The sequence below is a fragment of the Trinickia mobilis genome, from assembly GCF_017315705.1.
In the GTDB taxonomy this organism is placed as follows: domain Bacteria; phylum Pseudomonadota; class Gammaproteobacteria; order Burkholderiales; family Burkholderiaceae; genus Trinickia_A; species Trinickia_A mobilis.
The window spans coordinates 210,196-234,929 of the sequence record NZ_JAFLRF010000006.1 but is presented as its reverse complement, the minus strand read 5'-3'; the positions used below and the strand labels follow the sequence as shown (position 1 = coordinate 234,929).

27 protein-coding genes are annotated in these 24,734 nt (G+C 62.9%); 15 read left to right on the top strand and 12 right to left on the bottom strand.

What is annotated here, in order from left to right; translation table 11 throughout:
• Positions 1-6: 6 nt before the first annotated feature.
• The 4 genes from J3489_RS11275 to argH all read right to left on the bottom strand — a co-directional run bounded on the left by J3489_RS11275 (position 7) and on the right by argH (position 4,036).
• Positions 7-840 (bottom strand): ABC transporter substrate-binding protein, encoded by an 834-nt coding sequence (locus J3489_RS11275; protein WP_206997884.1) that lies wholly within the window; start codon positions 838-840, stop codon positions 7-9.
• Between the two features lie 67 nt (positions 841-907).
• The gene (locus J3489_RS11270) at positions 908-1,672 is read right to left on the bottom strand and encodes an amino acid ABC transporter ATP-binding protein (RefSeq protein WP_206997882.1); all 765 of its coding nucleotides are present in this window, start codon (positions 1,670-1,672) and stop codon (positions 908-910) included.
• 34 nt (positions 1,673-1,706) lie between these two features.
• Positions 1,707-2,609: an amino acid ABC transporter permease gene (locus tag J3489_RS11265; protein ID WP_206997880.1), complete on the bottom strand. Its 903-nt coding sequence runs from the start codon at positions 2,607-2,609 to the stop codon at positions 1,707-1,709.
• Positions 2,603-4,036, bottom strand: a complete 1,434-nt coding sequence (argH, locus tag J3489_RS11260) for an argininosuccinate lyase (RefSeq protein WP_206997878.1) — start codon at positions 4,034-4,036, stop codon at positions 2,603-2,605. Before argH ends, J3489_RS11265 begins: the two co-directional genes overlap by 7 nt.
• Before the next feature lie 115 nt (positions 4,037-4,151).
• Here argH and J3489_RS11255 point away from each other — a divergent pair, with 115 nt between their 5' ends.
• The 12 genes from J3489_RS11255 to J3489_RS11200 all read left to right on the top strand — a co-directional run bounded on the left by J3489_RS11255 (position 4,152) and on the right by J3489_RS11200 (position 13,660).
• Positions 4,152-5,030: a LysR substrate-binding domain-containing protein gene (locus tag J3489_RS11255; protein WP_206997877.1), complete on the top strand. Its 879-nt coding sequence runs from the start codon at positions 4,152-4,154 to the stop codon at positions 5,028-5,030.
• Between the two features lie 151 nt (positions 5,031-5,181).
• The gene (locus tag J3489_RS11250) at positions 5,182-6,693 is read left to right on the top strand and encodes a sugar ABC transporter ATP-binding protein (protein WP_206997875.1); all 1,512 of its coding nucleotides are present in this window, start codon (positions 5,182-5,184) and stop codon (positions 6,691-6,693) included.
• A 19-nt stretch (positions 6,694-6,712) separates the two neighbouring features.
• Positions 6,713-7,738, top strand: coding sequence for an ABC transporter permease (locus J3489_RS11245; RefSeq protein ID WP_206997873.1), 1,026 nt, complete (start codon positions 6,713-6,715; stop codon positions 7,736-7,738).
• Between the two features lie 86 nt (positions 7,739-7,824).
• A complete protein-coding gene (locus J3489_RS11240; protein ID WP_206997871.1) occupies positions 7,825-8,766 on the top strand; it encodes an ABC transporter substrate-binding protein in 942 nt (313 codons plus the stop codon).
• Between the two features lie 149 nt (positions 8,767-8,915).
• A complete protein-coding gene (locus J3489_RS11235; protein WP_206997868.1) occupies positions 8,916-10,214 on the top strand; it encodes an L-fuconate dehydratase in 1,299 nt (432 codons plus the stop codon).
• 230 nt (positions 10,215-10,444) lie between these two features.
• Positions 10,445-10,783: a BON domain-containing protein gene (locus J3489_RS11230; protein WP_206997866.1), complete on the top strand. Its 339-nt coding sequence runs from the start codon at positions 10,445-10,447 to the stop codon at positions 10,781-10,783.
• A 214-nt stretch (positions 10,784-10,997) separates the two neighbouring features.
• Complete coding sequence (locus J3489_RS11225) at positions 10,998-11,372, top strand: hypothetical protein (RefSeq protein ID WP_206997864.1); 375 nt, start codon at positions 10,998-11,000, stop codon at positions 11,370-11,372.
• 387 nt (positions 11,373-11,759) lie between these two features.
• Positions 11,760-11,954 (top strand): hypothetical protein, encoded by a 195-nt coding sequence (locus J3489_RS11220; protein WP_206998064.1) that lies wholly within the window; start codon positions 11,760-11,762, stop codon positions 11,952-11,954.
• Positions 11,955-12,213: 259 nt separating this feature from the next.
• Positions 12,214-12,495 (top strand): hypothetical protein, encoded by a 282-nt coding sequence (locus J3489_RS11215; protein ID WP_206997862.1) that lies wholly within the window; start codon positions 12,214-12,216, stop codon positions 12,493-12,495.
• Positions 12,496-12,507: 12 nt separating this feature from the next.
• Positions 12,508-12,822, top strand: coding sequence for a protein kinase family protein (locus J3489_RS11210; RefSeq protein WP_206997860.1), 315 nt, complete (start codon positions 12,508-12,510; stop codon positions 12,820-12,822).
• A gap of 218 nt (positions 12,823-13,040) precedes the next feature.
• Positions 13,041-13,259 carry a hypothetical protein gene (locus tag J3489_RS11205; RefSeq protein ID WP_206997859.1) on the top strand — a complete coding sequence of 73 codons (219 nt, stop codon included), beginning with the start codon at positions 13,041-13,043 and terminating at the stop codon, positions 13,257-13,259.
• A 14-nt stretch (positions 13,260-13,273) separates the two neighbouring features.
• Positions 13,274-13,660 carry a hypothetical protein gene (locus tag J3489_RS11200; protein ID WP_206997857.1) on the top strand — a complete coding sequence of 129 codons (387 nt, stop codon included), beginning with the start codon at positions 13,274-13,276 and terminating at the stop codon, positions 13,658-13,660.
• Between the two features lie 12 nt (positions 13,661-13,672).
• Here J3489_RS11200 and J3489_RS11195 read toward each other — a convergent pair whose 3' ends face one another.
• The 8 genes from J3489_RS11195 to J3489_RS11160 all read right to left on the bottom strand — a co-directional run bounded on the left by J3489_RS11195 (position 13,673) and on the right by J3489_RS11160 (position 20,981).
• Positions 13,673-14,224 (bottom strand): hypothetical protein, encoded by a 552-nt coding sequence (locus J3489_RS11195; RefSeq protein WP_206997855.1) that lies wholly within the window; start codon positions 14,222-14,224, stop codon positions 13,673-13,675.
• A complete protein-coding gene (locus J3489_RS11190) occupies positions 14,221-15,066 on the bottom strand; it encodes an SPFH domain-containing protein (protein ID WP_206997853.1) in 846 nt (281 codons plus the stop codon). The genes J3489_RS11195 and J3489_RS11190 overlap by 4 nt, the downstream gene beginning before the upstream one ends.
• 263 nt (positions 15,067-15,329) lie before the next feature.
• The gene (locus J3489_RS11185) at positions 15,330-16,040 is read right to left on the bottom strand and encodes an ABC transporter ATP-binding protein (RefSeq protein WP_206997852.1); all 711 of its coding nucleotides are present in this window, start codon (positions 16,038-16,040) and stop codon (positions 15,330-15,332) included.
• Positions 16,037-16,786: an ABC transporter ATP-binding protein gene (locus tag J3489_RS11180; protein ID WP_206997850.1), complete on the bottom strand. Its 750-nt coding sequence runs from the start codon at positions 16,784-16,786 to the stop codon at positions 16,037-16,039. Before J3489_RS11180 ends, J3489_RS11185 begins: the two co-directional genes overlap by 4 nt.
• Positions 16,783-17,745, bottom strand: a complete 963-nt coding sequence (locus tag J3489_RS11175; RefSeq protein ID WP_206997849.1) for a branched-chain amino acid ABC transporter permease — start codon at positions 17,743-17,745, stop codon at positions 16,783-16,785. Before J3489_RS11175 ends, J3489_RS11180 begins: the two co-directional genes overlap by 4 nt.
• Positions 17,742-18,611 carry a branched-chain amino acid ABC transporter permease gene (locus tag J3489_RS11170; RefSeq protein WP_206997848.1) on the bottom strand — a complete coding sequence of 290 codons (870 nt, stop codon included), beginning with the start codon at positions 18,609-18,611 and terminating at the stop codon, positions 17,742-17,744. Before J3489_RS11170 ends, J3489_RS11175 begins: the two co-directional genes overlap by 4 nt.
• 135 nt (positions 18,612-18,746) lie before the next feature.
• A complete protein-coding gene (locus tag J3489_RS11165) occupies positions 18,747-20,009 on the bottom strand; it encodes an ABC transporter substrate-binding protein (RefSeq protein WP_206997847.1) in 1,263 nt (420 codons plus the stop codon).
• Between the two features lie 285 nt (positions 20,010-20,294).
• The gene (locus J3489_RS11160; protein WP_309491360.1) at positions 20,295-20,981 is read right to left on the bottom strand and encodes a TetR/AcrR family transcriptional regulator; all 687 of its coding nucleotides are present in this window, start codon (positions 20,979-20,981) and stop codon (positions 20,295-20,297) included.
• A gap of 340 nt (positions 20,982-21,321) precedes the next feature.
• Between J3489_RS11160 and J3489_RS11155 the strand changes: the two genes are divergently transcribed.
• Genes J3489_RS11155 through fahA form a run of 3 tightly spaced genes read left to right on the top strand, consistent with a single transcriptional unit; the run spans position 21,322 to position 24,648 of the window.
• Positions 21,322-22,086 carry an enoyl-CoA hydratase/isomerase family protein gene (locus tag J3489_RS11155; RefSeq protein WP_206997845.1) on the top strand — a complete coding sequence of 255 codons (765 nt, stop codon included), beginning with the start codon at positions 21,322-21,324 and terminating at the stop codon, positions 22,084-22,086.
• A 2-nt stretch (positions 22,087-22,088) separates the two neighbouring features.
• Positions 22,089-23,324, top strand: coding sequence for a CaiB/BaiF CoA transferase family protein (locus J3489_RS11150; RefSeq protein WP_206997844.1), 1,236 nt, complete (start codon positions 22,089-22,091; stop codon positions 23,322-23,324).
• Positions 23,308-24,648, top strand: a complete 1,341-nt coding sequence (fahA, locus tag J3489_RS11145) for a fumarylacetoacetase (protein ID WP_206998062.1) — start codon at positions 23,308-23,310, stop codon at positions 24,646-24,648. Before J3489_RS11150 ends, fahA begins: the two co-directional genes overlap by 17 nt.
• The last annotated feature ends 86 nt before the right edge of the window (positions 24,649-24,734 follow it).

Sequence of the window (24,734 nt, the reverse complement as noted above, 5' to 3'; positions counted from 1 at the left end):
GCCGCGTCAGATCGGCGCGTTGACGGCGGCTTTCTGCACGGCATGTTCTTGCAGCCCCCATTTGGCGAGGATCTTCTGATACGTGCCGTCTGCGATGAGCTGGTCGAGCGCGGTCGCCAGCGCCGATGCGAGTGCGGTATTGCTCTTCGCGACGCCGATGCCCGTGTACTGCGTCATGAACGGCTTGCCGATCGGCGCATACGCGTTCTGCTCGATGCTGTTCTGATACGGCAGCGTTTCGCCGCCTTGCACGCCGGCATCGATGCGCCCTTGGCGCAGCTGCAGCCGCGCGTCTGCCGAGCCGTCGGTGCCGACGACGTCGATCGCCGGCTTGCCGGCCTTCACGCAGTGCACTGCGCTCCAGTTCGCGATGTCGTTCGGAAACGAGGTGCGCCGGCTCGTGCCGACGCGCTTGCCGCACAGCGACTCCATCTGCGGCAAGGCGGCCGCCTGGGTCTTGAGCGTGTAGAACTGCGGGCCGGTCGCGATGTAGTCGACGAAGGACACGCTATCGCGGCGCGCCGGAATATCGGTCATGCCCGACAGGATGATGTCGACGCGCTTCGTGGCGACGGCGCTGAGCATCTGGTCAAAGCTCGTCTCTTCCCACTGCATCTTTACGCCCATCTTCGCCGCCAGCGCTTCGCCGAGATCCACGTCGAATCCGGCGAGCTTGTCGGTGGCCGGGTCCTTGAATTCGAACGGCGGATAGTTCGGCACGATGGCCGCGACGATCGGGTTCTTGACCGCAGCCGATTGCGCGGCGGCGAGGGATCCATGAAAGGCGACGGCGCTGAGCGCCGCCGCAACGAAGGCACGATGGATGAAGGACTGGGTCATGGCGATTCGCCTCGCTGGAAGTAAGGACGGTGGGAAGAAGCGGGTGAAGCTGAGCGGCGGCATCGGTTCATGCGATGACGGCGGAGATGAAATCCTGGGTGCGTCTGTGCTGCGGCTGCGACAGCACCTGCTCCGGCGAGCCGCTTTCGACGATCTGGCCGCCGTCCATGAAGACGACGCGGTCGGCCACCTCGCGCGCAAAAGCCAATTCGTGCGTCACGACGATCATCGTCATGCCGCTTTTCGCAAGGTCGCGCATGACGGCCAGCACTTCGCCGACGAGCTCCGGGTCGAGCGCCGAAGTCGGCTCGTCGAACAGGATCAACTGCGGATGCATCGCGAGCGCCCGCGCAATCGCGACGCGCTGCTGCTGGCCGCCCGACAGCTCGATCGGGAACGCGTCGCACTTGTGCGCGAGGCCCACGCGCGCCAGCAGCGCGCGTGCTTCCACTTCGGCTTCGGCGCGACGGCGTTTGAGCACCTGAACCGGTCCCTCGATGACGTTCTCCAGGGCGGTCTTGTGCGGAAAGAGGTTGAAGCGCTGAAACACCATGCTGGTGGCGAGCCGCTGGCGGGCAATCTGCTTTTCCGACAGTTCGTGCAGCTTGTTGCCCGCTTGCCGGTAGCCGGCCAGCTCGCCGTTGACCCACAGCGCGCCGTCGCTGATCGTCTCGAGCTGGTTGATGCAGCGCAGAAACGTGCTCTTGCCCGAGCCCGACGGGCCGATGATGCACAGCACTTCACCTTGCGCGACGTCGAGCGTGATGCCCTTGAGCGCCTCGAATTCGCCATACGACTTGCGTACGCCTGAAGCGCGAACAATCGAAGTCATGTCTGTTCCTTCAACGGTAGAGCGATTCGCTGGGTCACTTGCGTGCGGCCGCGCGGCCCGCACCGCGCGCATAACGCAACTCCACGCGCGACTGCAGGAGCGACAGCACGGTCACGACGACGAGATACCAGATGCCCGCGACGATCAGCAGTTCGATCACGCGTGCGTTCGCGTAATAGATGTTCTCCGCGTTGTGCAGCATCTCGGCATACTGAATGACGCTCGCGAGCGAGGTCAGCTTGACCATGCCGATCAGTTCGTTGCCGATCGGCGGGATGATGACGCGCATGGCCTGCGGCAGGATCACGCGGCGCAGCGCCTGCAGGCGGTGCATGCCGATCGACTTGGCGGCTTCGTACTGGCCGGTGTCCACCGAGAGCAGCCCGGCGCGCACGACTTCCGAGGTGTACGCCCCTTGATTGATACCGAGCCCGAGCAGCGCGGCGAGAAACGGCGTCATCAGGTCGACGGTGCGGAATTCGGCCACGCCGGGAATGCCGATCGACGGAAAGACGAGCGCGAGGTTGAACCACAAGAGCAACTGCAGGATCACCGGCGTGCCGCGAAAGAGCCAGACGTACCCTTGCGCCGCGACGTTGAGCACCGGGTTCGTCGACAGCCGCATGACGGCCGTCGCGACGCCGAGCACGATGCCGAGGCTCATCGCGAGAATCGTCATGACGATCGTGTTGCCGAGCCCGGTCAGAATCGAGCGCGCGGTAAAAAAACGCCCCACGTAGGCCCATTCGATCTGGCCGCGCGCGAACGCCAGCACGATGTAGCCGAGGCACGCGACGATGAGCGCGGAGGCGGCGTAGCGGCCCCAGTAGCGTCGGCGCACGCGTTCGAGGCCGCTAACGTCGCCGATGTCGGCGACGTTCGTTGCGTCCGCGGCGAGATTCGCGGCGCCTTGATGGTGCTCCGATGCGCTCAACATGCCGGCCCCCGGTAATTGGCCGCCCACGCGGCCTGCTTGTCGATTGCGCTCTCCAAGCGTGCGATTTGCTCCGACACGCGCGCAGGCGCGGTGCCGCCAAAACCGCGGCGGGCGGTGACGGCAGCGTTGGGCGTCACGTGTGCCAGCACGTCCGGCGCGAGACGCGCATCGACTTCGGCCAGCATGCCCGCCGATACGTCGCCGAGTTCGACGCCTTGCGCCTCGCACGCGCGCACCAGCGCGCCGGTGATCTCATGCGCTTCGCTGAACGGCACGCCGGCGAGCGCGAGCCAGTCGGCGACTTCCGTTGCGAGCGTAAACCCGAGCGGCGCCTGCCGGCGCATCTCGTCGACGTTCGCGCGCATCGTGCGGATCATGCCGGCCATCGCGGGCAAGACGAGCTGCAGCGTGTCGATGCAATCGAACGCCGCGACCTTGTCTTCGGCAAGATCGCGGTTGTACGCGAGCGGCAGCGACTTGAGCGTGGCCAGCAGGCCGCTCAGGTTGCCGATCAGACGCCCGGCCTTGCCGCGTGTCAATTCGGCGATGTCCGGGTTTTTTTTCTGCGGCATGATCGAGCTGCCCGTCGCATACGTGTCGTCGAGCTCGACCCAGCGGAACTGCCGCGACGTCCACAGAATCACTTCCTCCGACAGGCGCGACAGGTTCACCGCCAGCATGCTCGCGATGAACACGAATTCGGCGACGTGATCGCGCGAGGCGACGGCATCGATGGAGTTTTCGCAGGGGGCGTCGTAACCGAGCTCCGCAGCCGAGAGCTCGGGCTGGACGCAGATCGCCGAGCCGGCTAGTGCGGCTGCGCCGAGGGGCGAGCGCGCAGAGCGGCGGTCCCAGTCGAGCAGACGGTCGACATCGCGATAGATCGCTTGCGCGTGCGCCAGCAGCGGATGCGCGAACACCACCGGCTGGGCCGGCTGCAAATGCGTAAAGCCGACCGTGATGCTTTGGACATGGGCCTGCGCCTGCTCGAGCAGCGCGCGCTGCAGATCGATCACGCCAAGCGCGAGCTTGCGTGCCTCGTCGCGCAGATAGAGGCGCAGGTCGTTGGCGGCTTGGTCATTGCGCGAGCGGCCCGCGCGCAGTTTGCCGCCGATGGCGGGCAGGCGTTGCGTGAGCACGCGTTCGAGGAACGTATGGACGTCCTCGTCGGCTTGCGACGGGTGAATGCGCTCCGCGATGAAGTCGGCCTCGATCTGCGTCATGGCGTCGAGCAACTGCTGCAGCTCGTCGTCGTTCAGGATGCCTGCACGGCGCAGTTCGCGCGCATGCGCGCGGGAGCCGGCGAGGTCGTACGGCGCGAGGCGAAAGAAGCTCGGGTCTGAGCGGGAAAGCGCCTTCAACGCTTCAGAAGGCTCCGCTTGGAAGCGGCCGCCCCACAGACGCCCGATCGGTTCAGAAATGTTCATTGCCGCAAACCTTGACGCAGTTGAGTGGCTCACACTGTAGTCGTCCAAATTTTCTCTTGTAGCGAGATTTTGATTCGGATTAAATGAAATTTTTCTCAACACCTGACACCCACCCGTGCGCCATCGTCTACCGCCGCTCAATCCGCTACGTGCGTTCGAGGCCACAGCGCGGCGTGGCAGCGTGTCGAGCGCGGCCGAGGAACTGCATGTCACGACGAGCGCCGTCAGCCACCAAATCCGGATTCTGGAAGGGGCGCTCGGCGTGGCGCTGTTTGTCCGGTCGAAGGCGCGTGTCAAGCTGACCCCGGAGGGGGCGGTGCTTCTGGAGCCCGTGAAGGGCGCGTTCGATATGATTGCCAACGCCGTCGTCAGGCTCGATTCGCCCGAGATGGTCGGCAATCTTGTCGTGTCGGCCCCACTGTCGTTCACATCGCGATGGCTTGCGCGCCACATCGGCGAGTTCCTCGACGCGTATCCGGAGATCAATCTCAAGATCATCCCGTCGAATGACGACCGGGAGGTCTATTCGCCTGACGTCGACGTCTGTGTGCGCTATGGCGAGGGCCGCTGGCGCGACCGCAAGGTCACGCTCATCACGCATCCGGCGTTGTTCCCGGTGGTCAGCCCCGCGCTGATGAACAGCGACGGCGCGATCCGCAAGGTTCAGGATCTCGTCGGCAAGACGCTGTTCTGCGAGCACTCGGGATCCTGGATGCGATGGCTCGCCGCGGCATCCGCCGACAAGCTGGAGGGGATACGGATTCTGGAGATCGGCAACGCCCACATCGGTATCGAAGCGGCCGTGCGCGGGCAGGGCGTGGCGCTGGGAGACAGCTTCTCGGTGCGGGACGATCTCGCCGACGGCACCTTGATCCGCCCATTCAATGTCACGGTGCCGGCAAGGCACGCGTATTACCTCGTATCGCGCCACGAGCTGGCGGACATGCCGCTGGTGTCCGCGTTTACAGGCTGGCTTGTTGCGACGCTCGGGTAGGCGGCGGGGTGCGGCGCTACGCCGTTGCGGAGCCCAAATAGCGGGATCAAGCGGAGTGGCCATGTCGCGCGGCGTAGAGGAATGCCAGAACTTGAGCCGCTGCTTTGCAGCGACGTAAAATAGTTTCCCATCGGTTTGTCGAACCCGTGCCATGACCCCGCTTATTTCCGTCAGAAGGCTAAGCAAGAGCTTTCCCGGCGTGAGGGCGCTTCACGACGTTCAGTTCGAGCTCATGGCCGGTGAAGTCCACGCGCTGATGGGCGAGAACGGCGCCGGCAAATCGACGCTCATGAAGATCCTCGCCGGCGTCTATACCCGGGATTCGGGCGAAATCCTCTACGACGGTCAGCCGGTCGAGCTCCATAGCCCGCGCGAGGCGCAGGCCGTGGGCATCGGCATCATTCATCAGGAACTCCAACTGATGAATCATCTGAGCGTCGCCCAGAACATGTTCATCGGCCGCGAGCCGCGCGGACGCCTGCGCCTCTTTCTCGACGAAGACAAGCTCAACGAAGCCGCGCGCGCCATTCTCGCCCGCATGCATGTGAAGCTCGATCCGCGCGCGATTGTCGGCTCCGTCACCGTCGCCAAGCAGCAGATGGTCGAGATCGCCAAGGCGTTGTCGTTCGATTCCCGCGTCCTGATCATGGACGAGCCGACCTCGGCGCTCAACGACGCGGAGATCGCCGAGCTTTTCCGCATCATCCGCCAGCTTAGGGACCGGGGCGTCGGAATCATCTACATCTCGCACAAGATGGACGAGCTCAAGCAGATTTCCGACCGCGTCACCGTGCTGCGCGACGGCGAATATGTGGCTACGGTCGCCACTAAAGACACCACGGTCGAAGCGATCATCGGCATGATGGTCGGCCGAACCTTGACCGATGTCGCGCCTTCTCACCGCGCCGCGGGCCAAGGCGAGGTCGCGCTCGAAGTGAAGAATCTCAACGCCGGGCCGCTAGTCAGGGACGTGAGCTTCGCATTGCGCAAAGGCGAGATATTGGGCTTTGCGGGCCTGATGGGCGCGGGGCGCACCGAGGTCGCCCGCGCGGTGTTCGGCGCCGACCCCGTCGATTCCGGCGAAACGATCGTGAAAGGCGTGAAAGTGACGATCAAAACGCCGAGCGACGCGGTGGCGCACGGCATCGGCTATCTCTCGGAAGACCGCAAGCGCTTCGGCCTCGCGACCGGAATGGACGTCGAATCGAACATCGTGATGTCCAACTTGCGCAAGTTCCTGGCGCTCAACTTCATCTTGCGCCGCACTCAGATACGCCGCACAGCCTCCCATTTCATCAAGCTGCTCGCCATTCGCACGCCGTCGGCGACGCAGCCGGTGCGGCTCCTGTCGGGCGGCAATCAGCAGAAGATCGTCGTGGCGAAGTGGCTCGAGCGCGATTGCGACGTGCTCTTCTTCGACGAGCCGACGCGCGGCATCGATGTCGGCGCCAAGAGCGAAATCTACAAGCTGCTGCGCGCGCTCGCCGAGCAGGGCAAGGCGATCGTGATGATCTCGTCGGAATTGCCGGAAATCCTGCGCATGAGCGACCGCATCGTCGTGATGTGCGAGGGGCGCATCACCGGCGAACTCTGGGCGGCGGAGGCGACGCAAGAGCGCATCATGCAGTTGGCCACGCAGCGCGAAACCTTGAAAGCGGCGTGAGTCTTTAGGGGTCCATTTCATGACACAGCCATTGGATACGTCGACGCTGGGCAGCAAGGAAAGACCGCCGAGCCTGAGAGCGCGCATCTTCGCGCCGAGCACCCTGCAAAGGCTGCTCGCCTTCGCGAGCCTGATCCTGCTGTTGGTGTTCTTCGGCTTCGCCTCGCCCGCTTTCATGCAGGTGGACAATATTCTCGGCATTCTGCAGGCGACGGCGGTCAACGGCGTGTTGGCGATCGCCTGCACGTTCGTCATCATCACGGGCGGCATCGATTTGTCCGTCGGCACGCTGATGACCTTCACGGCCGTGATTTGCGGCGTGTTTCTCACCTACTGGCATTTGCCGATGTGGACCGGCGTCGTGGCTGCGATCGGGACGGGCGCGCTCTGCGGAACCGTGTCGGGAACGCTGGTGGCGAAAATGAAAATACCGCCCTTCATCGCGACCTTGGGCATGATGCTGCTGATGAAGGGTCTTTCGCTCGTCGTCTCATCCGACGAGCCGATCTATTTCACCGACACCGAAAACTTCTACCGGATCTCGCAGGATTCGCTGATCGGCTATGTGCTGCCGAGCGTGCCCGTTCCGAACGCGGTCCTGATTCTGTTTTTCCTGGCAATCGTGAGTTCGATCGCGCTCAATCGCACGGCGCTTGGCCGCTACACGTTCGCGCTCGGCAGCAACGAAGAAGCGGTGCGCTTGTCCGGCGTGAATGTCGATCGCTGGAAGATCGCCATTTACAGCCTGGGCGGCGCCATTTGCGGCGTCGCGGGGCTCCTCATCGCGTCGCGCCTGAACTCGGCGCAGCCGGCCCTGGGCCAGGGCTACGAGCTCGAAGCGATCGCGGCCGTGGTCATCGGCGGCACCTCGCTTTCCGGCGGTTCGGGCACGATTCTGGGCACGATCATCGGCGCTTTTATCATGAGCGTGCTGACGAATGGCCTGCGCATCCTGTCCGTCGCGCAGGAATGGCAGATCGTGGTGACGGGGCTCATCATCATTCTCGCGGTCTACGCCGATATCTTGCGGCGCAAGAAGAGCTGACGGGGCGCAATACGAGATCAAGAGGGGGAGTGCAAAAGGCTCCACACAACTGAAGGTCGATGGTCCACCTTAGGAGGAGAGACATCATGTTGGATAGAAGAATATTCGCTGTCGTTTTCGGCGTTGGCGCGCTCATTGGCGGGACGACTCTTGCCGTCGCGGACGAGCCGTATATACCGCTTATTTCAAAGGGTTTTCAGCATCAGTTCTGGCAGGCCGTCAAAGCCGGCGCGGAACAGTCGGCCAAGGCGCACAACGTCAGGATCACTTTCGAGGGTCCGGAAACCGAGGCGATGGTCGATAAGCAGATCGACATGCTGTCGGCCGCGCTCGCCAAGAAGCCGCAGGCGCTCGGCATTGCCGCGCTCGACAGCAAAGCGGCCATTCCGCTCTTGAAGCGGGCGCAGTCCGAAAAGATCCCGGTGATCGCGTTCGACTCCGGCGTCGACAGCAACATTCCGCTGACGACCTGCGCGACCGACAACGTCGCCGCCGCCGCGCTCGCTGCCGACAAGATGGCCGAGGCAATCGGCGATTCCGGCGAAGTCGCCGTGATCGTGCATGACCAGACGAGCCGCACCGGCATCGATCGCCGCGATGGTTTCTTGAACGAGATGAAGACCAAGCATCCGAACATCAAGATCGTCTCCGTGCAATATGGCGGCGGCGACCACTTGAAGTCGGCGGAAATCGCCAAGGCGATGATCGCGGCCAATCCGAACCTGAAGGGCATCTTCGGCGCCAATGAAGGTTCCGCGGAAGGCGCGGCGATCGGCGTCAAGGAATCGGGCAAGAAGCTCGTGCTGATCGGCTACGACTCCGGCAAGGAGCAAAAAGACGACATCAACTCCGGCCTGATGCTCGGCGCCATTACGCAGAACCCGGTCGGCATCGGCAAATGCGTGGTCGACTCCGCGGTGAAGGCGCTCAAGGGCGAGACGCTGCCCAAGAAAGTCGACACGGGCTTCTACTGGTACGACAAGAGCAATATGAGCGATCCCAAGATCGCTGCGGTGCTTTACGACTGACCGGCGCTGCCGAAGCGCCAAGGCGCCAAGGCTTGACGGGAGAGGAAGGGCCGCGGCCCTTCCTTTTTTGTCGACCCGAGTTAGCGCTTTGGCGCTTACCCGGGTCCCATGCAACGCGTGGGCCGCAGCCGTTCCCGGAGGGTGCGCAGATGACTACGATCACAAGACTGTCGGTTCGGGATATACGGTTTCCCACCTCGCGTTCGCTCGACGGCTCCGACGCGATGAACGCCGCGCCGGATTACTCCGCCGCTTACGTGACGCTCGAAACCGATTCGCCGCAGGGGCTCACGGGTCATGGCCTCACCTTCACGATCGGGCGCGGCAACGAGATCTGCGTGAGCGCGGTACAGGCGCTCGCGCCGCTGATCGTCGGCAAGACGCTCGAAGCGATCGCCGCGAACATGGGCGCGTTCTGGCGCGCGTTGACGTCCGACAGCCAGTTGCGCTGGATCGGCCCGGACAAAGGCGCCATTCATCTCGCGACGGCGGCCGTCGTGAATGCCGCCTGGGACCTGTGGGCAAAAGCGGAAGGCAAGCCGGTGTGGAAGCTGCTCGTCGACATGAGCCCGGAAGCGCTCGTGCGTTGTCTCGACTTTCGCTACGTGACCGACGCGATCACGCCGCACGAAGCGATCGCGATGCTGCACCGGCATGCGAACACCAAGGCCGAGCGCGAACAGGACATGCTCGCGCACGGCTATCCGGCCTACACGACTTCGGCCGGCTGGCTAGGCTACGACGACGACAAGATCCGGCGGCTCGCCCGCGAGGGCGTCGCGCAAGGCTGGACGCATTTCAAGCAGAAGGTGGGCGGCAATCTGGAAGAGGATGTGCGGCGGGCCCGCATCCTGCGCGAAGAAATCGGCGACGACCGCAAGCTGATGATGGATGCGAACCAGGTGTGGGATGTCGATGAAGCGGTGGCGAACATGCGGCGCCTCGCGGAATTCGATCCGTGGTGGATCGAGGAGCCCACGAGTCCCGACGACATTCTCGGTCATGCCGCCATCCGGGAGCGGCTTCACCCCATCGGCGTCGCGACGGGTGAGCATTGCCATAACCGCGTGATGTTCAAGCAATTGCTGCAGGCGCATGCGATCGACTTCTGCCAAGTGGATAGCTGCCGCCTCGGCGGTCTGAACGAGGTGATCGTCGTTTTGCTGATGGCGGCGAAATACGGCGTGCCCGTGTGTCCGCATGCGGGCGGCGTCGGTTTGTGCGAGTACGTCCAGCATATTTCGCTGTTCGACTATATTTGCGTGTCGGCATCGCTGGAAAACCGGGTGCTCGAATACGTCGATCATTTGCACGAGCATTTCGTCGATCCGGTCGTGATCCGCAACGGCCGTTACATGCCGCCGCAACGTCCGGGCTATAGCATCGAAATGCATGCGGCGTCGCTCGACGAGTACGGCTTTCCTGATGGGCCGGTCTGGCGGCCTTGAACCAATCAAAAAAAATCGATGAAGCGCAGCGCACGCCGTGAGGGTGTGTTGCTTCACGTCATATTTACAACGCGTTTCGTAATATGCGGCTGCGGCTGCCCACATCACTCGCTCCGAGCGAACGGGACAGCAGGAGGCGGCCGCCTTTCGGCACAGAGGAACGTTCCTTGCGGGATCAGGCAAAGCAAGTAGGGAATGTCAAAGCCTGTGAATCATCCGAAGGAGAAACCATGAAGTCCACCGAGTTCCTCAGGGCGGCTTGCAGCGTCGCGTGCATCGCCTTCGCGCTGAACGCGACCGCGCAAACCAGCGGTTCGGCCCCGCCGGCAAAGTCGGAAACGATGGGGCAGCATCTCGACGACGGCACGATCACCACGAAAGTGAAGGCCGATCTGCTCACCGCAAAGAACGTGAAGTCGGCTCATATCCACGTGCAGACACGCCAGGGCATCGTTTGGTTGAGCGGCACGGTGCCGAGCGTGGACGACAAGGCGGCCGCCGAAGATGTGGCGCAGAACGTCGCTGGCGTCGCGGGCGTCAAGAACCAATTGAAGGTGGCCGCGCAATAGGCGTTTCGCGTTCCTTCAGCTGTCTTGATGCGCGCGCTCCTTGCCGCCAAGCCGCTTTCGTCCATGCAACGACTTCGACTGGGAGAACGTATTGCCTGTACAAGAAGAGACTTCGCCAAGCCCGGTGCGCGGCGAACCGAAGCAGGGTGCCCGAACCGGTGCGGGGAGGGCCGCTACGCCGCGCCGCGAACGCCATCCGCTCGGTGCGCCGGCGTTGCTGATCGGGCTCTTGGCCGCGCCGCTGGCGTGGTTCGCGCAAATCGGCATCGTCGAGGCGCTCGCGGCGCAAAGCTGCTTCGCCTATGACAAACCAGCGCCCCGGCCATGGGTGCACAGCGTGTTGACCACGAGCGCGTTGGTCAGTGCCGTGTGCTTGAGCATCGGCATAGGCGGCGCCGCTTTCGCCTGGCGTAACCGGCGGGTGGCGGCGACGGTGGCGCATGAAGCGGGCGTTCGTTCGAACCAACCGCTCGTGCGCCGCATTGCGGTCATCACCCGCGTCAGCCTGTTGTCGACCCTGCTGTTCCTGGCGGTCCTGGCGGCGACCGATGTTGCCGGGCTGATCGTGTCGCCGTGCGGTCGTTGGTGAAAGGCAGTGCAATTGTCTATGTGGAAGCCCGCATTAAATAATGGCACTGTTTTGAATTATCGATGTCGATTAAAAAGCCATACAATTCGGCTGTTTTTCCGCCCGCGACGCAGCCCGATAGATTCGGGCTGCCCCTTATTGCAAAGGCCGCAGCCGGACTTTAGTATTCGACCTGCTCCACTCCGTTCTGCCAGGCGGCTCCGCCCTCGGGGCGCCGGAAAAGTTACCGGATTCATTCGCACTTTGCGGCCTTGGGTAATTCATGCCGCTTATTCAATTTACAACCGCGGATATTCTTAATACTTTTCCTTTAGATGCAGCCGGGCAGAATTGCCGAGCGCCATTTGGAAATCGAGTCGCTTCTACTGATCGAAAGCGGGAATGAACATGCTGAGCCCTCACGAATTCGCTACCCTTTTGCTGGTCAAAGACGCTGCCGACGAGATCGCGGACCGCGCCGAACTTAGCGCTCTCGTCGAGCGGCAGCTCGTGGCGCTTGAAGAACTCGCAAGCGGCGTCACGCGTCCTCGTCTCACGGACTGCGGAGACACGATCCTCGAGGCGATTGCGCGTCTTCACTGAGCCGTTTTTCATTCGATCGCGACGCGAACCGGCCCGCTCGCGGCGGGCTCAAGGAAACTTTGCGCCGCCATCGATTCCTGTTCCTTTCCGCCAAGCGTCCTTTCCGTTCTTCGAAGGTCAATCGCTCGCGATCGCCGTCGGCACGCCGAGCCGGCCTTCGCGCCGAGTTCATCGCCGCCGATAGGGTCGCAGTCCGGCTCACACCACCTTTTCACCGCGTTGTAGTTGGGAGTCCAGATTATCTCGCCGGGGCACGAACGTGTTCTACCGCGACGGCGACCACATGTTCCGCACTGACTTCATCAACAACCACGGCGACGAGCCGATTAGGGTTTTCCCCAATAAAGTATATCGAAGCGATGCCGATACCCATGTAGATCTCAACGATGCCGAGCGTTGGTTCGACAATGAAAAAGCAAACGTTTGCCCGAAATCTGTGGCTGTCGTTACTTCCGAGCTTGATCCGCTTGGCCGTGATTCCTGGGGTCGACGCATGGTTACTGCGTCAAGTGCATCGAGCGAACCCGAATCAGCCCGCTGAGGGACGCTAGACATGTTCGACGCCGAAATTGCCGCGACACTCCTGAACCGGTGGGACCGCAATGGCGCGCAACCAGAAGGCCATTCACCGCTCGTTCTCTTGCAGGAGGGCAAGCTCTGCTTCAAGCACGGAAGCGGCGATGTCCGCGCTGCCGATCCCGCCGCAGACTGGCGCCTTAGCATCGAATGGCTGACGTTTTCCGACGGCTCCCATGCCTTACGTGTCGCTGTCCCGGATGAACCAAGCGGTTGGTCGCGCTGGGCAGCCACCGAGCCGATCCAGAAATACGAGACGTGCGTGTCGGGAGAGTATGCCGATGTCGCTTAGCGTCATTCTGCGGTGGCTTTTTGTCGTGGCGAGCCTCCTCGGGCTGCTTTGGTTCTTCGTAACCTATTGGTAGTGCCTGTCGCCGCCTCGGATGGCGGACTGCCGCCACAGCGGCACGAGTTGGCACGATCAGACACTATGTGCTTCGCGCAGGGGCGCGGCAGCAGAGCTGAGATCGCTGATATGACATTCGAAGGTTTCGCGGGTCACTGCAGGAGATGAACGTGAACATGCTGAAGACTGAGATCGAGCAACTTGAGAAGGCGCTGAACGTGTTGGTCCATCGCCCGCAACTCATCCGCCGCGACTATTGGACGTCGCAGATCGACGGGCTGCTGGAACAGCCTGGCCTGTCCCCGCAAGATCAACTCCGCCTGCACGCCCTGCGCGATTTGCTCGGCCTGCCGGCGCGCGAGTGTGCCGCCGTCTCCCCATAGTGCCGCCGCGGCCGATGACGCACGGGCAACCGGTCTGCGGCGAGATCTGTGACGCGCCGCCACCCGAGGTCGTCACGGCACTCAGCGACCTTTACATCCTTTCGAATGCGGCCGCCCAGCGTGGCGCTTACGGGCTGGAAGTCCGTGACACACAATGGCGAGCGCTGGCGCGCGGAACGCAGGACGCGAAGCGGGTCCTCGATCGCCAGTTGTCCGCTTGCGAAACGCAGGCAATCGGCCTGCTTCGCCGTTTGACGTCAATGTGCGAAGGCATACTCGAGTGTTACACGGCCAGCCGGGAGTGCCCGTCGGCGATTTGGCGTGAAGTCGGCCGGCTTGGGCGCGATGCCTACGAGTGCATCGACCTGATCGCTCGCCGTCAACGAGGGACCGACGCATGACTCAAGGACTGCTTATTCCATGCGATCGAGTAACACCGCTTCGCGGCGGCGCAGGGTTTCCTGGAGCGCCGTCAACCCTTCTTCGAGTTCGGTCAGATGCTCGAGCATCCATACCCCGCTGCGGGTATCGAGCATCGCGAGCAGCAGCGAGCACTGGCCGACGAGCCGCTCGTCGCAACGAATCAAGGCCTTGAGCGTATCCGCTTCCTGACGATAGCGTTGCGTCATGCGGTCATTCTCCGGCACCGGCTGCGATTGCAGCCGGCCGCCGACGATGCCGATGCGGGCCGCCAGGCGTTCGAGCTGCTGGGCGGCCGCCGTCACGGAGGGATCCGGGAAGGGCTTGTCGCGAGAAGGGGCGGGGAAAAACTCGCGCCGGTAATTCGCCTCTGCACTCTCCACACACGAGCGCGCCCTGCCGATCAGCCATGCCGCTTTGCTGCGCACGAGCTGATCGTCCGCGCGCAACTGGTTTTCGGTTCGGTAGAAGTTGTAGCCCCAGCCGTAAAAGAGGTTGATCGCAGCCTGCCGGAGCGCACCTTCATCGTAGAATCCGGCGCTCATGATTGCGCATTTCCGGACAGCCCTGTGCCGGCGCCTACGGGAAAAATCCCCGTGGCTGGGACACCAATCTGGAAGGGTAAGCCCGCTGCTGCGTTCGGTGCCGACACCAGGCCCTTCTCGGCCATCTTCAACGCAAGATAGTAGCGAACCGCCTCCAAGGGCGAGAGGCCGATGGCCTGCAGCGAGATCAACTCGCGCATCCGTTCGTCCTTCGGCAGGATCAGGACCTTGAGATCGTGCAGCATGATGCCGAAGGCTTTCAGGAAGTCGGAAAGGTGCGTCTTGACCGAGTCGCGGATTTCCGTGATGTGCTCGTTGATATTCTCCATCTTCGTGACCTGGACGATCTGGTTGATCGCCTGCTCGATGGCGGGGCCGGCATACGCGGCGACCTCGTCCGTATCGATCAGGGGGCCGTTGAATGGAAGATGGGCGATCAGATCGAGGGCGGATTCCTTCGAATCGATGTGAATGTAGTAGTCGACCTGGTAGGCCATCTCAGCCATCTCCGCACTGGTGGCAATGCCCTGGTTGCGGATGAGCAGCTTGGTCCGGTTAATGTAGATCACCTCGAAGACCCAGGGCGATGCGCCGCCGAAGAAACCCTGCGTGATGGAGCCGAGAAGCGGCTTGTCGGGCGTAGCGAGCGCGAATTGCCCCGTCTCGTAGACATTGAGCACGGCACCGCGCGATTTGAGCACGCAGAACTGGTTGGTCTCGACGGTCAGCAGTGAGCCGGAAACAATGCTTTCGTCCGCAATTTTGACCGCCAGGCGCTTGGTGCCCAGCATGTCGGTGCCATCGCCTTTGATCGACGTGATGACTTGCCTTGCGATCGCCATATTCTTTCTCCTCGTTTTCATTCCAACGGTTGAACTACAGGGGAAATCTCACAGCTTCCTGGGACGCCACGCAATTGCGAATTGTTTGAAGCGGTCGTTCATGCTTACCCGCCTATGGCAATACGTGCGATCTTACGGGGACGGTGAGGGCGCACGCAACACGGCATATGTGGCTGTGCACACGTTCATTACGAGTTCGCGCTGATGGGTGCCGGACCATTTGACCGGGTAACGGTCGTGATTCAAACGGCTTATCTCTGTCTTCATGCCTGGGCACTGACGCCGGTCAATGCGCGAACCCGCTCCTCGTCGGCGGCAAGATTGCGTGAGTTGCCTGAATAGACAATGCCGCCATCGTTCAGCACATAAGCGTAGTCGGCAATCGCAAGGCCCATGCGCGCGTTCTGCTCCACCAGCAGGACCGAAATCCCCTCGTCGCGCATCTGCGACACGACGCGGAACACCTCGCGCACGATCAACGGGGCCAGTCCTTGCGAAGGCTCGTCCAGAATCAGCAGCCGGGGATTGAGCAACAGCGCGCGGCCAATCGACAGCATTTCCTGCTCGCCTCCGGAAAGTTGGCGCCCGCGGCTCTCCTTGCGCTCGGCGAGGCGCGGAAACAAGTCGTAGATGCGCGAAATCGTCCAAGGCCCCGCGCGCACGAGCGGGACCCGCAAATTTTCCTCGACACTGAGATTGGCGAAAATTCTTCGCCCCTCGGGTACGTAGCCGACCCCGCACGCGGCGATCCGAAAGGTCGGCCAGCGCGAAGTCTCCGTGCCGAAAATCGTCACACGTCCGCGGCGCGCCGGTGTCAGGCCCATCAGCGTGCGCAGCGTCGTGGTCTTTCCGGCTCCGTTGCGGCCGAGCAAGGCCGTGATTTTGCCTTCTTCCACTTCGAGGCTCACGCCGTGCAGGATGTGGCTCTCGCCGTAGTAAGTGTGGAGATCGTCGGCAACGAGTGCTGCGTTCATGTGGAGTCACCCAGGTAGGCGGCTTGCACGGTCTCGTTGGACGCGATCTCCTGCGGCGCCCCCTCGGCAAGCAGGCTGCCGCGATCGAGCACGGTGATCCGATCGGCCAGATCGAATACGACGCGCATGTCGTGCTCGATCAGTACGATCGTCAGGTCGCGCGCGCTGTGCAAGCGGCGGATGAGCTGCGTAATGTCGTCGGTCTCCTGGTCGCCCATGCCGGCGGTGGGTTCGTCGAGCAGCAGGAGGCGAGGGCGAAGCGCCAGCGCCAGCGCGATTTCCGCCACGCGCTGGTCGCCGTGCGAAAGCTCGCCGACAAGCCTGTGGCTCTTGCCATCCAGACCCGTGAGTTCCAGCATCGCTTCGACGCGCTCGCCCACTCGCATGCGCTCTCTTTGGCTGATCCACGGACGCAGGCGGAAACCCGAGGTGACCTCCGTGCTGATGCGGACGTTCTCGAACACCGTGAGTTCGGGAAAGATCTCCGTGATCTGGAAGGTGCGGGCGATGCCGGCCGCGACGCGCCGATGTGCAGGGAGCGCCGTGATGTCCCGTCCGTCGAATGCGATCGTCCCCGTGGTCGGCGGGAAAAAGCCGCTGATCAGGTTGAAGAACGTGGTTTTGCCGGCGCCGTTCGGGCCGATGATCGCACGCAACTCGCCTTGCTCCACGGCGAGCGATACGTCCCGGACCGCAGCGAGGCTGCCGAAACGCTTCCCGACGCATTTGACTTCGAGAAGGCTCATGAGTCGCCCTTGCGCCGGATGAAGCCGAGCAGGCCACGCGGGAAAAACAGCACGATCGCGACGAACAGCATGCCGACGAACGACATCCAGTTGACAGTGACGCTCGAGAGAGAGTCCTGCAGGACCACGAATACGGCGGCACCGAGGAGCGGTCCCCACAAGCTGCGCATGCCGCCCATCACCGCCATCATCACAAAATCGCCCGACTGGCTGAAGTGCAGCCCGCGCGGATCCGCGAAGTTATTGAGGAGCGCGTAAAGCGCGCCGGCGAAGCCCATGAAGAAACAGGACAGCGTGAAGGCGATCCAGATGTGGCGGTCGACGGGAATGCCGAGAAAACGGGCTCGCTGCTCATTCTCACGAATCGCGATCAGCGTGCGCCCGAACGGCGAGCGCAGGATGAATCCCATCAGCCCGACCGCCAGCGCGAGGCAGAACAATACGAAGTAGTAGAACGCGTTGGAATTCGACAGGATGTCGATCGTCGCCACGGCGAGGTGGAGGGGGGCGCGTGAAAATCCGCGCAATCCGTCGTCGCCGCCGGTCAGCGAGCTCCATTGAAAAGCGATGTAGTAAAAGACCTGGCCGAATGCGATGGTGACCATGGCGAAGTACACGCCGCGCCGCCGCGCGCAAAGCGCGCCCAACAGCGCGCCGGCAATTCCGCCCAGCAAGGTGCCGCAAAGCAGCGCGAGCGGCGTGCTCGACGCAAGGAATTTCAGCGCCAAGCCGGCGCCATAGGCTCCGAGCCCGAAAAAGGCTGCGTGTCCGAAGGACAGCACACCGGTGAAGCCAAGCAGAAAGTTCACCGACATCGCGGCGAGCCCAAGCACGAGCACGCGTGTGCCGAGCGCGGTATAGCCGCCGAGCGGCGGCATCCAGTAGGGCGCGAGCAGCAACACCGCCCAGATTGCCGCGAGCGTCATGAGCCGGCGCTCGCGAGGCTGCTGCGCGCTCATGTCAGCATGCCCTCTTCGCCGAGCAGACCGCGCGGGCGCAGCAACAACACCACGGCCATCAGCACGTAGATGATCGCCTCGCTCGCCGCGGGCAGAAACACGGCGGTGAGGCCCGACGCGACGCCGATCAGCAACCCGCCGAGCAGCGTGCCGGTGAGGCTGCCGACCCCGCCGACGATGATGGCAATGAAGCTCGGCATCAGCAGCCCGGTTCCCATGGTCGGCTCGAGTCCGAGCTGGCCGGCTGCGAGCACGCCGCTCAAGCCGGCGAGAAACGCGCCGACGGCGAAATTGAGCGCGCGCAGCCTGCGCACGTTGATGCCCAGCGCGGCGACGGTTTCAAGGTCCAGGGTGCCGGCACGAATCCGTATTCCGAGCCGGCTGTAGCGCAACAGGGCGAAGAGCAGCGCCACGGCCGCCGCGACGGTGACGACCATGAAGAGGCGATAGCCCGTGACGAAAAAGAACGTCCCGCTCAAAGGCTGCGCCAACACGGGCGGCACGGTTACAGGCTTGCCTTGCGCGCCCCAGATGAAGCGGGTGCCGTCCTCGAAGATGAAAGCGAGGCCGAATGTCAGCAACAGGCTGTATAGCGGATCGCGCCCGTAGACTCGCTGGATGAGCACGCGTTCAATGGCGAGGCCGATCAGGGCGACGCACGGCGGTGCGATCAGCAGCGCGCCCCAGAAGCCCACATACGGGGTGACGGTGTAGGCGATGTAGCCGCCGACGACGAGAAAGCCGCCATGCGCAAAATTGATCACATTGCTCAAGTTGAGGATGAGCGAGAGCCCGAGAGCCATCAGCACATAAAACGTCCCGATGATCAGCCCGTTGGTGAGATTGAACAGGAGAAGTTGGGTCATCGCACACCGTTCTTGTTCGCGCGCATGCGGCGTCCGGGCCTCGCCGGGGTGCTTGCGCCTTTCGCCTTGCCCGGCACGCTCGCCGCTCGTCGCGAGCACGGCACCCGTCGATGCCGGCCACGCAGGTCTCCTGAATCACGCAGGCCATTGCAGCTTGCAGCCGGTCTCGCTTTCGGGCGGCGCGGTCTTGTCGCCGGCGATCACGGAGTCTACGCGGAACAGGTCCTCGGGGTCGCCCGCCGGCTTGGATAGCGCTTCGCCCACGAACGCGGACGTCATCAGCTGGTGGTCCCCTTTGCGGTAATAACACTTGTTGGGCTGCAGCTTGACGTCATCGGCCAATTCGAACCCGCCGAGCGCTTCCGCAAGCTTGATGGCGTCGAGGGTCTTTTCTTGGTTGGCAATGCCGGCAAGCGTATGCACCGAGGTGTACCCGAACCAGTGACGCGCAGTCGGAACCTTGCCGCCGTTCATCTTGCGGATGTCGGCGACGAACTTGTCGACGCCCGGCACGCCCGGCTGTTTCCAGTACCACTCGAACATCCAGAAACCGACGCGCGCCTCGGGCGGCATCGCTTCGAGCGATTCGAGCTCCTGCTGCAGGCCGGCAATGTGCATGTCCTTGCCGAGGCCGAACTGCGCGATCTGTTTTAAACAGTTGACCATGTCGGAGCCTTGCGGCAGCACCAGCAGCACGTCCGGATTCGCGGCGCGCGCCTTGATCAGATAGGCGGAGAAATCAGTCGTCCCGAGCGGCGTGAGCTCGTTTCCCGTGATCGTGCCGCCGAGCTTCTGGAGGTCGGCGGCCGCGGCCTTCTCCAGGGTGTGACCGAATGCGTAGTCCGGCGTGATGAAATGCCACTTCTTGCCGTACTTGGAAAAGAGCAGGCTGGCGACCGCATTGGCCTCCATGCTCGTCGTGTTGCAGACGCGATAGACGTTCCACTTGCAGTCGACGCCGGTGATGGTGTCCGTATGGCCGCCGGAGACGATGTGCAGCACCTTTTTCTCATTGCTGACTTGGGAAATCGCCTGCGCGATGCCTGAATTCACGTCGCCGATGAGGAACGTCACCTGATCGCGATCGATCAGCTTGCGTGCTTTCTGCACGCCGGTTCCGACGTCGTTCGCGGAGTCTTCGACGAGCAGCTCGACTGGCCGCCCGAGGATGCCGCCTTTGGCGTTGACTTGCTGGACGGCAAGCTTCGCGCCGGTGACTTCGTTCTGTGCAACTGCAGCATAAACGCCGGTCAGCGGATCGACCATGCCGATGCGGATGGGAGCCTCGGCGCGCGACTTGATGATGAAGGGCGGCGCCAATTGCAGGGCCGTTGCGGCGGCAGTCGCCTTGAGCACGGCGCGACGGCTAAAGTTAGGGATGCGATTCGGTGTTTTCACAGGGTTCTCCCTCACCGTTCTTTCGAATCGATCAAGCGCGTTGAATTTTGATCAGCGCGTAACAATCCCGAAACAAAGCAATCTTGAGCGCGTTATAGGGAATTCACAAGACCGCGTTTTCCCGCTGGCGGCTCCATGTCGCAAAGTTTTCGCAGGGAGTCCGAAAGGTAGCGCTTTGGGCCCGAACGCCGGCTTTTGCCTTAACTGATCCGGATGCACATGGCAGCCCGAACTTGCTGGCGAAGATTTCGGGCCGCGTGCTATAGGCGGGACAGCGTCTATCGACTAGGTCTCGATATGCTTAGGCGCCCGAGGAAGCTGGCGAATGACCTCTTCGAGTTGAGACGGCCCTGCTGTGACGGCGCTCAATAAGATACTGAGCGAGAAGTGAATCATATGATCTAAACGGTCCGGAAGATCGGATCGGGGCACCCGATCAGAGAGGATTAGCGTGGCCAGTCCGTGCTCCATGCTCCAGGCTGCATGCGTGACGAGTTTCAGTGCGCGCTTTTGCCAGCCGCACTCCAGCGCGACTTGCTCGACCGCCGATGCAAATAGATGGAACGATTTCGCGGTCTCTTCATTGAGTTCCGGATAATCGTCGCGCGAGACGATGCGCGGCCCGATCATTAAGTCGAACAGTCCCTTATGTCGTTGTGCGAATTCGACATAGACCCGCATCATCCGGTAGGCCTTGGCCATTGCCGTGTCGTCCGAAGCCTGAATCTCGCTGCGCAGAGCGGCAAGATCACGAAAACCGTCCGCTGCAATTGCGGCCAGCAATCCTTCCTTACCGGCGAAATGTCGCGAGGGTGCGGCTTCCGACACACCCACCGCGCGCGCAAGGTATCTCAGACTCAAATCGTGAGCGCCTATCTCTTCTAGCGCCTTGCGTCCCTCCGCAATCAGGGCGTTGCGCAGGTTTCCATGGTGGTACGGTGCGGCCGTTGTTGTAGATGGGTTCGAACTCACGATATCGGCAGAAGACAGTTGAAGGTGCGACGGAATTATAGGCGTGCGAATTCCGCGCACGCAATGAGCGTCATCCTGCAAGCCAAACGACCTGCCGGCGAACGCCAACCAGACACAGCCGCAAGACCTCCACGGCCACGATCACAGCTCGGGAATACCCTGATTCTTCTCCAAGTTAACAGTGTTATCATGAACGCCGGATCGGGTCGTGTTGCAAGCGGTGCGGGTGTGGCACCCGAGTTATTACTGTGGCGCGGAACGTCTATGGTTTGCAGTCCTACAGTAATTGTTTTGATCAATTCACCTGGCGTGAAGCCAGGCCTAGATGCAGGGCAAAAAAATGAGCACTGTCGCGTTTGAAAAAGACGGCGCGGTCGGCGTTGTCACGATGTCGAAACCGCCTCACAACCTGATTGAGGACACGTTCCTGAAGGATCTGCTGGACGCGTATGGCGAGGCCATCGAACAAGGCTGTCGCTCGATTCTGCTGCGCAGCGGTATGCGCCACTTTTGCGCAGGCGCCGACGTGGCGGGCTTTACCGGCGGCAAGCGGCGACGCGACCAGGCAGCGCTTGAGTCACTGCTTGACGCGCTCGAAAACGTACCGATTCCCACTGTGGCCGCCGTCCACGGCGGCGCGCTCGGGGGCGGCTTCGAGCTCGCGTTGACCTGCGACATGATCGTGGCCGCCGACACGGCATTCTTCGGCATGGCGGAAGCATCGCTTGGCTTGCTGCCGCTGCTCGGGGGCGTGCAGCGTGTCGTGCAGCGCGTCGGTCCGGCACGCGCAAAGGAAATGGCCATGTTCGGCCGGCGCCACGACCCGGCGGCGCTCGAGCGATGGGGGGCGATCAATCTCGTTATCGCCGAGTCCGAGTTGCCGGCGGTATCGATGTCGTGGGCGCGGCAACTGGCCGCCGGCCCCACCGTGGCCCTCCGGGGGATCAAGAAGCTGGCCAACCTGTCGGCACGCCACGGTGTTGCAGGAGCGGATGCACAGCAAACCGAGATCAACAACATGATGTGGGCGAGCGCCGACCAAAAGCGGGGTCTCGAGGCCTTTGCGAAAAACGGTCCCGGCTCGGCCGTGTTCGAGGGGAACTGATCATGGGCGCGCCTCTTGAAGGACTGAAAGTCATCGATTTCACGCGGGTGCTGGCTGGCCCGCTGTGTACGAAGACACTGCGCGATTTGGGTGCCGACGTGATCAAGATCGAGCCGCCCAGCGGCGATACCGGACGCGGCGGCGTACCGCACATCGGCACGATGTCTGTCTACTACGCGCAGCAGAACGCGGGAAAGCGCAATCTCAGCCTCGATCTGAACTGGCCGGAGGCGCGCGCGATAGCGACCGACCTGTGCCGGGACGCCGACGTCATCGTGGAGAACTTCCGCCCGGGCACGCTCACGCGTTTCGGCCTGGGCTACGAGCAGGTGCGCGAGTTCAATCCTGCGGTCGTTTATGTTTCGATGAGCGGATACGGGCAAACCGGCCCGTGGCGCAACCGGCCTGCGTTCGCTCCGACCGTGCAGGCGGAAACCGGTCTGACCGACATCCTGCGCGACCACTATGGGTATGGCGCCGACGAATTGAAGAACGATGCGTGCAGCCACGCGGATGTCTACACGGGGCTGCATGGCGCAATCGCAGTCCTCGCCGCACTCCAGCATCGAAGCCGGACGGGCGAAGGGCAGCATGTCGACGTTTCGATGGCCGCCACCATGCTGGCCGTCAACGAGCGCGCGGGCGCGCAACTCTCAGGTGTGGACACGAACGGCGAGCCGCCCGCATTGAGCGCAGCGGAATCCCATATCTTCAGGCTGCCCGACGGACGCCAGCTGACGATCGCGGCCAGCCCGATCTATTCTCCGATGTTCGTTCGCTACTGCTCGATGATGCGAAGAACGGACCTGCTGCTCGATCCGCGGTTCGCCAGCGCGCCGTTGCGCAGACAGAACCTCGCTGCGCTATTAGCCGAAGTTCGAGCGTGGATTCTCACGTTCAACGACCTTGAAGAGCTGCAGGCGCAGGTCAGCGAGCAGGGACTGGCCTGTGGCGTCGTGCGAAGCACAAGCGAGCTTGCGGAGTCCGAGTGGGCAGCCGACTGGGGTGCCATCGTGGAAGTCGACGATCGCTCCGGAGGGACGATGCGGATGCCGGGGCCGCCTTGGCGCTTCAGCGGCGCGACGTTGCCGCCGCCAGGTGTTCCGGCCTTTCAGGGGGAACACAACCTCGAATTGCTCGCGGAACGCAACATGGATCCCGCAATGATCCAGCAACTCAGGGAACGCCGGATTCTGTTGAGCCGCCGTAGCCTGCGCGGGGATTTCGATGCGCCTTGATCACACTCACGACCTCGCGGCGAAGAGCTGGCTCGAATCGGCGAACGATGACGACGCGTCTTTTCCATTGCAGAATTTGCCCTTTGCCGTTTTTCGCCGCGCAGGAACAGCCGAGGCATTTCGTGGCGGGGTCGCGCTTGGCGACCAGGTGATCGACCTCACGCGAGTGGTTGAAGCAGGCGGCTTCTCGGGGCTCGCCGCTCAGGCGGCGAGCGCGTGCGCGCAGCCGACGTTGAACGGTTTCTTGGCGATGGGCGCGGATGCGTGGCGTGCCTTGCGGCATGCGCTTTTCGACCGGTTCAAGGCGCAGGACGAAAGGGAGCGTGCCGGACCCGGCGTCGCGGCGCTGAAGCGATGTCTGGTGCCGCAGGCCGATGTCGAATATGGCTTGCCCATGCAGATCGGGGATTACACCGACTTCTATACGTCGATCGATCACGCCCGCAACATCGTCAACCTGTTGCGCCCCGACGGCTCGCTATCGCCGAATTTCCAGTGGATGCCGCTCGCGTACCACGGACGCGTGTCGAGCATCGGGCTGTCGGGACAACCCATTCGGAGACCGCTCGGTCAACGCTTGCCGACCGGCCAGCGTGAGCCGGAGCTGGCACCGTGCGCCCGGCTCGACTACGAGCTGGAACTGGGCATCTTCATCGGCGCCGGGAACGAGCAAGGAACACGCATTCCGGTCGCTCGGGCCGAAGAGCACGTGTTTGGACTGTGCCTGCTCAACGACTGGTCGGCGCGCGATATTCAGTCGTGGGAATCGGTCCCGCTCGGGCCGTTTCTCGCGAAGAATTTCGCGACCACGCTGTCGCCGTGGATCGTCACGATGGATGCGCTCGCACCGTTTCGCGGCGCATGGACGCGACCCTCGGGCGATCCTCAGCCGCTTCCGTACCTGTGCGCTCCGGAAACGCCGGCGTACGGCGCACTCGACATCCAATTGGAGGTGGCGCTCGAGACGGCGAACCATCGGCGCAACGGCATCGCGCCGACGCGCCTGTCGCGCACGAGTTTTCGTCACCAATACTGGACCGTTGCTCAGATGGTCGCGCATCACACGGTGGGCGGATGCAATCTTCGCAGCGGCGACCTGCTGGGCAGCGGCACCGTCTCCGGCCCGACCCGCGCTGAGGCAGGTGCGCTGATCGAACTCACGGAGGCGGGCAAAACGCCGGTCCGGTTGCCCACCGGCGAGACACGCTCGTTTCTCGAGGACGGCGATGCCGTTGTGATGACGGGCTGGTGCGAGCGAACCGGATACGCGCGAATCGGCTTCGGAGAGAGCCGGGGCGAGATTCTTCCCGCGCATGGCGAGTGACGGCGGGAGCGGCAGCGTTACGACTTCCGGCACGCAATCGGGCTAACGAAAAGCTCAGGCAACCCGGCACGAGACCGGGGCAGATG

What these genes read in the sequence shown, in the direction of transcription:
- J3489_RS11275 (WP_206997884.1), bottom strand. Translation starts at nt 840, where the DNA reads ATGACCCAGTCCTTCATCCATCGTGCCTTCGTTGCGGCGGCGCTCAGC.
- J3489_RS11270 (WP_206997882.1), bottom strand. Translation starts at nt 1,672, where the DNA reads ATGACTTCGATTGTTCGCGCTTCAGGCGTACGCAAGTCGTATGGCGAA.
- J3489_RS11265 (WP_206997880.1), bottom strand. Translation starts at nt 2,609, where the DNA reads ATGTTGAGCGCATCGGAGCACCATCAAGGCGCCGCGAATCTCGCCGCG.
- argH (WP_206997878.1), bottom strand. Translation starts at nt 4,036, where the DNA reads ATGAACATTTCTGAACCGATCGGGCGTCTGTGGGGCGGCCGCTTCCAA.
- J3489_RS11250 (WP_206997875.1), top strand. Translation starts at nt 5,182, where the DNA reads ATGACCCCGCTTATTTCCGTCAGAAGGCTAAGCAAGAGCTTTCCCGGC.
- J3489_RS11245 (WP_206997873.1), top strand. Translation starts at nt 6,713, where the DNA reads ATGACACAGCCATTGGATACGTCGACGCTGGGCAGCAAGGAAAGACCG.
- J3489_RS11240 (WP_206997871.1), top strand. Translation starts at nt 7,825, where the DNA reads ATGTTGGATAGAAGAATATTCGCTGTCGTTTTCGGCGTTGGCGCGCTC.
- J3489_RS11235 (WP_206997868.1), top strand. Translation starts at nt 8,916, where the DNA reads ATGACTACGATCACAAGACTGTCGGTTCGGGATATACGGTTTCCCACC.
- J3489_RS11230 (WP_206997866.1), top strand. Translation starts at nt 10,445, where the DNA reads ATGAAGTCCACCGAGTTCCTCAGGGCGGCTTGCAGCGTCGCGTGCATC.
- J3489_RS11220 (WP_206998064.1), top strand. Translation starts at nt 11,760, where the DNA reads ATGCTGAGCCCTCACGAATTCGCTACCCTTTTGCTGGTCAAAGACGCT.
- J3489_RS11210 (WP_206997860.1), top strand. Translation starts at nt 12,508, where the DNA reads ATGTTCGACGCCGAAATTGCCGCGACACTCCTGAACCGGTGGGACCGC.
- J3489_RS11205 (WP_206997859.1), top strand. Translation starts at nt 13,041, where the DNA reads ATGAACGTGAACATGCTGAAGACTGAGATCGAGCAACTTGAGAAGGCG.
- J3489_RS11200 (WP_206997857.1), top strand. Translation starts at nt 13,274, where the DNA reads ATGACGCACGGGCAACCGGTCTGCGGCGAGATCTGTGACGCGCCGCCA.
- J3489_RS11195 (WP_206997855.1), bottom strand. Translation starts at nt 14,224, where the DNA reads ATGAGCGCCGGATTCTACGATGAAGGTGCGCTCCGGCAGGCTGCGATC.
- J3489_RS11190 (WP_206997853.1), bottom strand. Translation starts at nt 15,066, where the DNA reads ATGGCGATCGCAAGGCAAGTCATCACGTCGATCAAAGGCGATGGCACC.
- J3489_RS11185 (WP_206997852.1), bottom strand. Translation starts at nt 16,040, where the DNA reads ATGAACGCAGCACTCGTTGCCGACGATCTCCACACTTACTACGGCGAG.
- J3489_RS11180 (WP_206997850.1), bottom strand. Translation starts at nt 16,786, where the DNA reads ATGAGCCTTCTCGAAGTCAAATGCGTCGGGAAGCGTTTCGGCAGCCTC.
- J3489_RS11175 (WP_206997849.1), bottom strand. Translation starts at nt 17,745, where the DNA reads ATGAGCGCGCAGCAGCCTCGCGAGCGCCGGCTCATGACGCTCGCGGCA.
- J3489_RS11170 (WP_206997848.1), bottom strand. Translation starts at nt 18,611, where the DNA reads ATGACCCAACTTCTCCTGTTCAATCTCACCAACGGGCTGATCATCGGG.
- J3489_RS11155 (WP_206997845.1), top strand. Translation starts at nt 21,322, where the DNA reads ATGAGCACTGTCGCGTTTGAAAAAGACGGCGCGGTCGGCGTTGTCACG.
- J3489_RS11150 (WP_206997844.1), top strand. Translation starts at nt 22,089, where the DNA reads ATGGGCGCGCCTCTTGAAGGACTGAAAGTCATCGATTTCACGCGGGTG.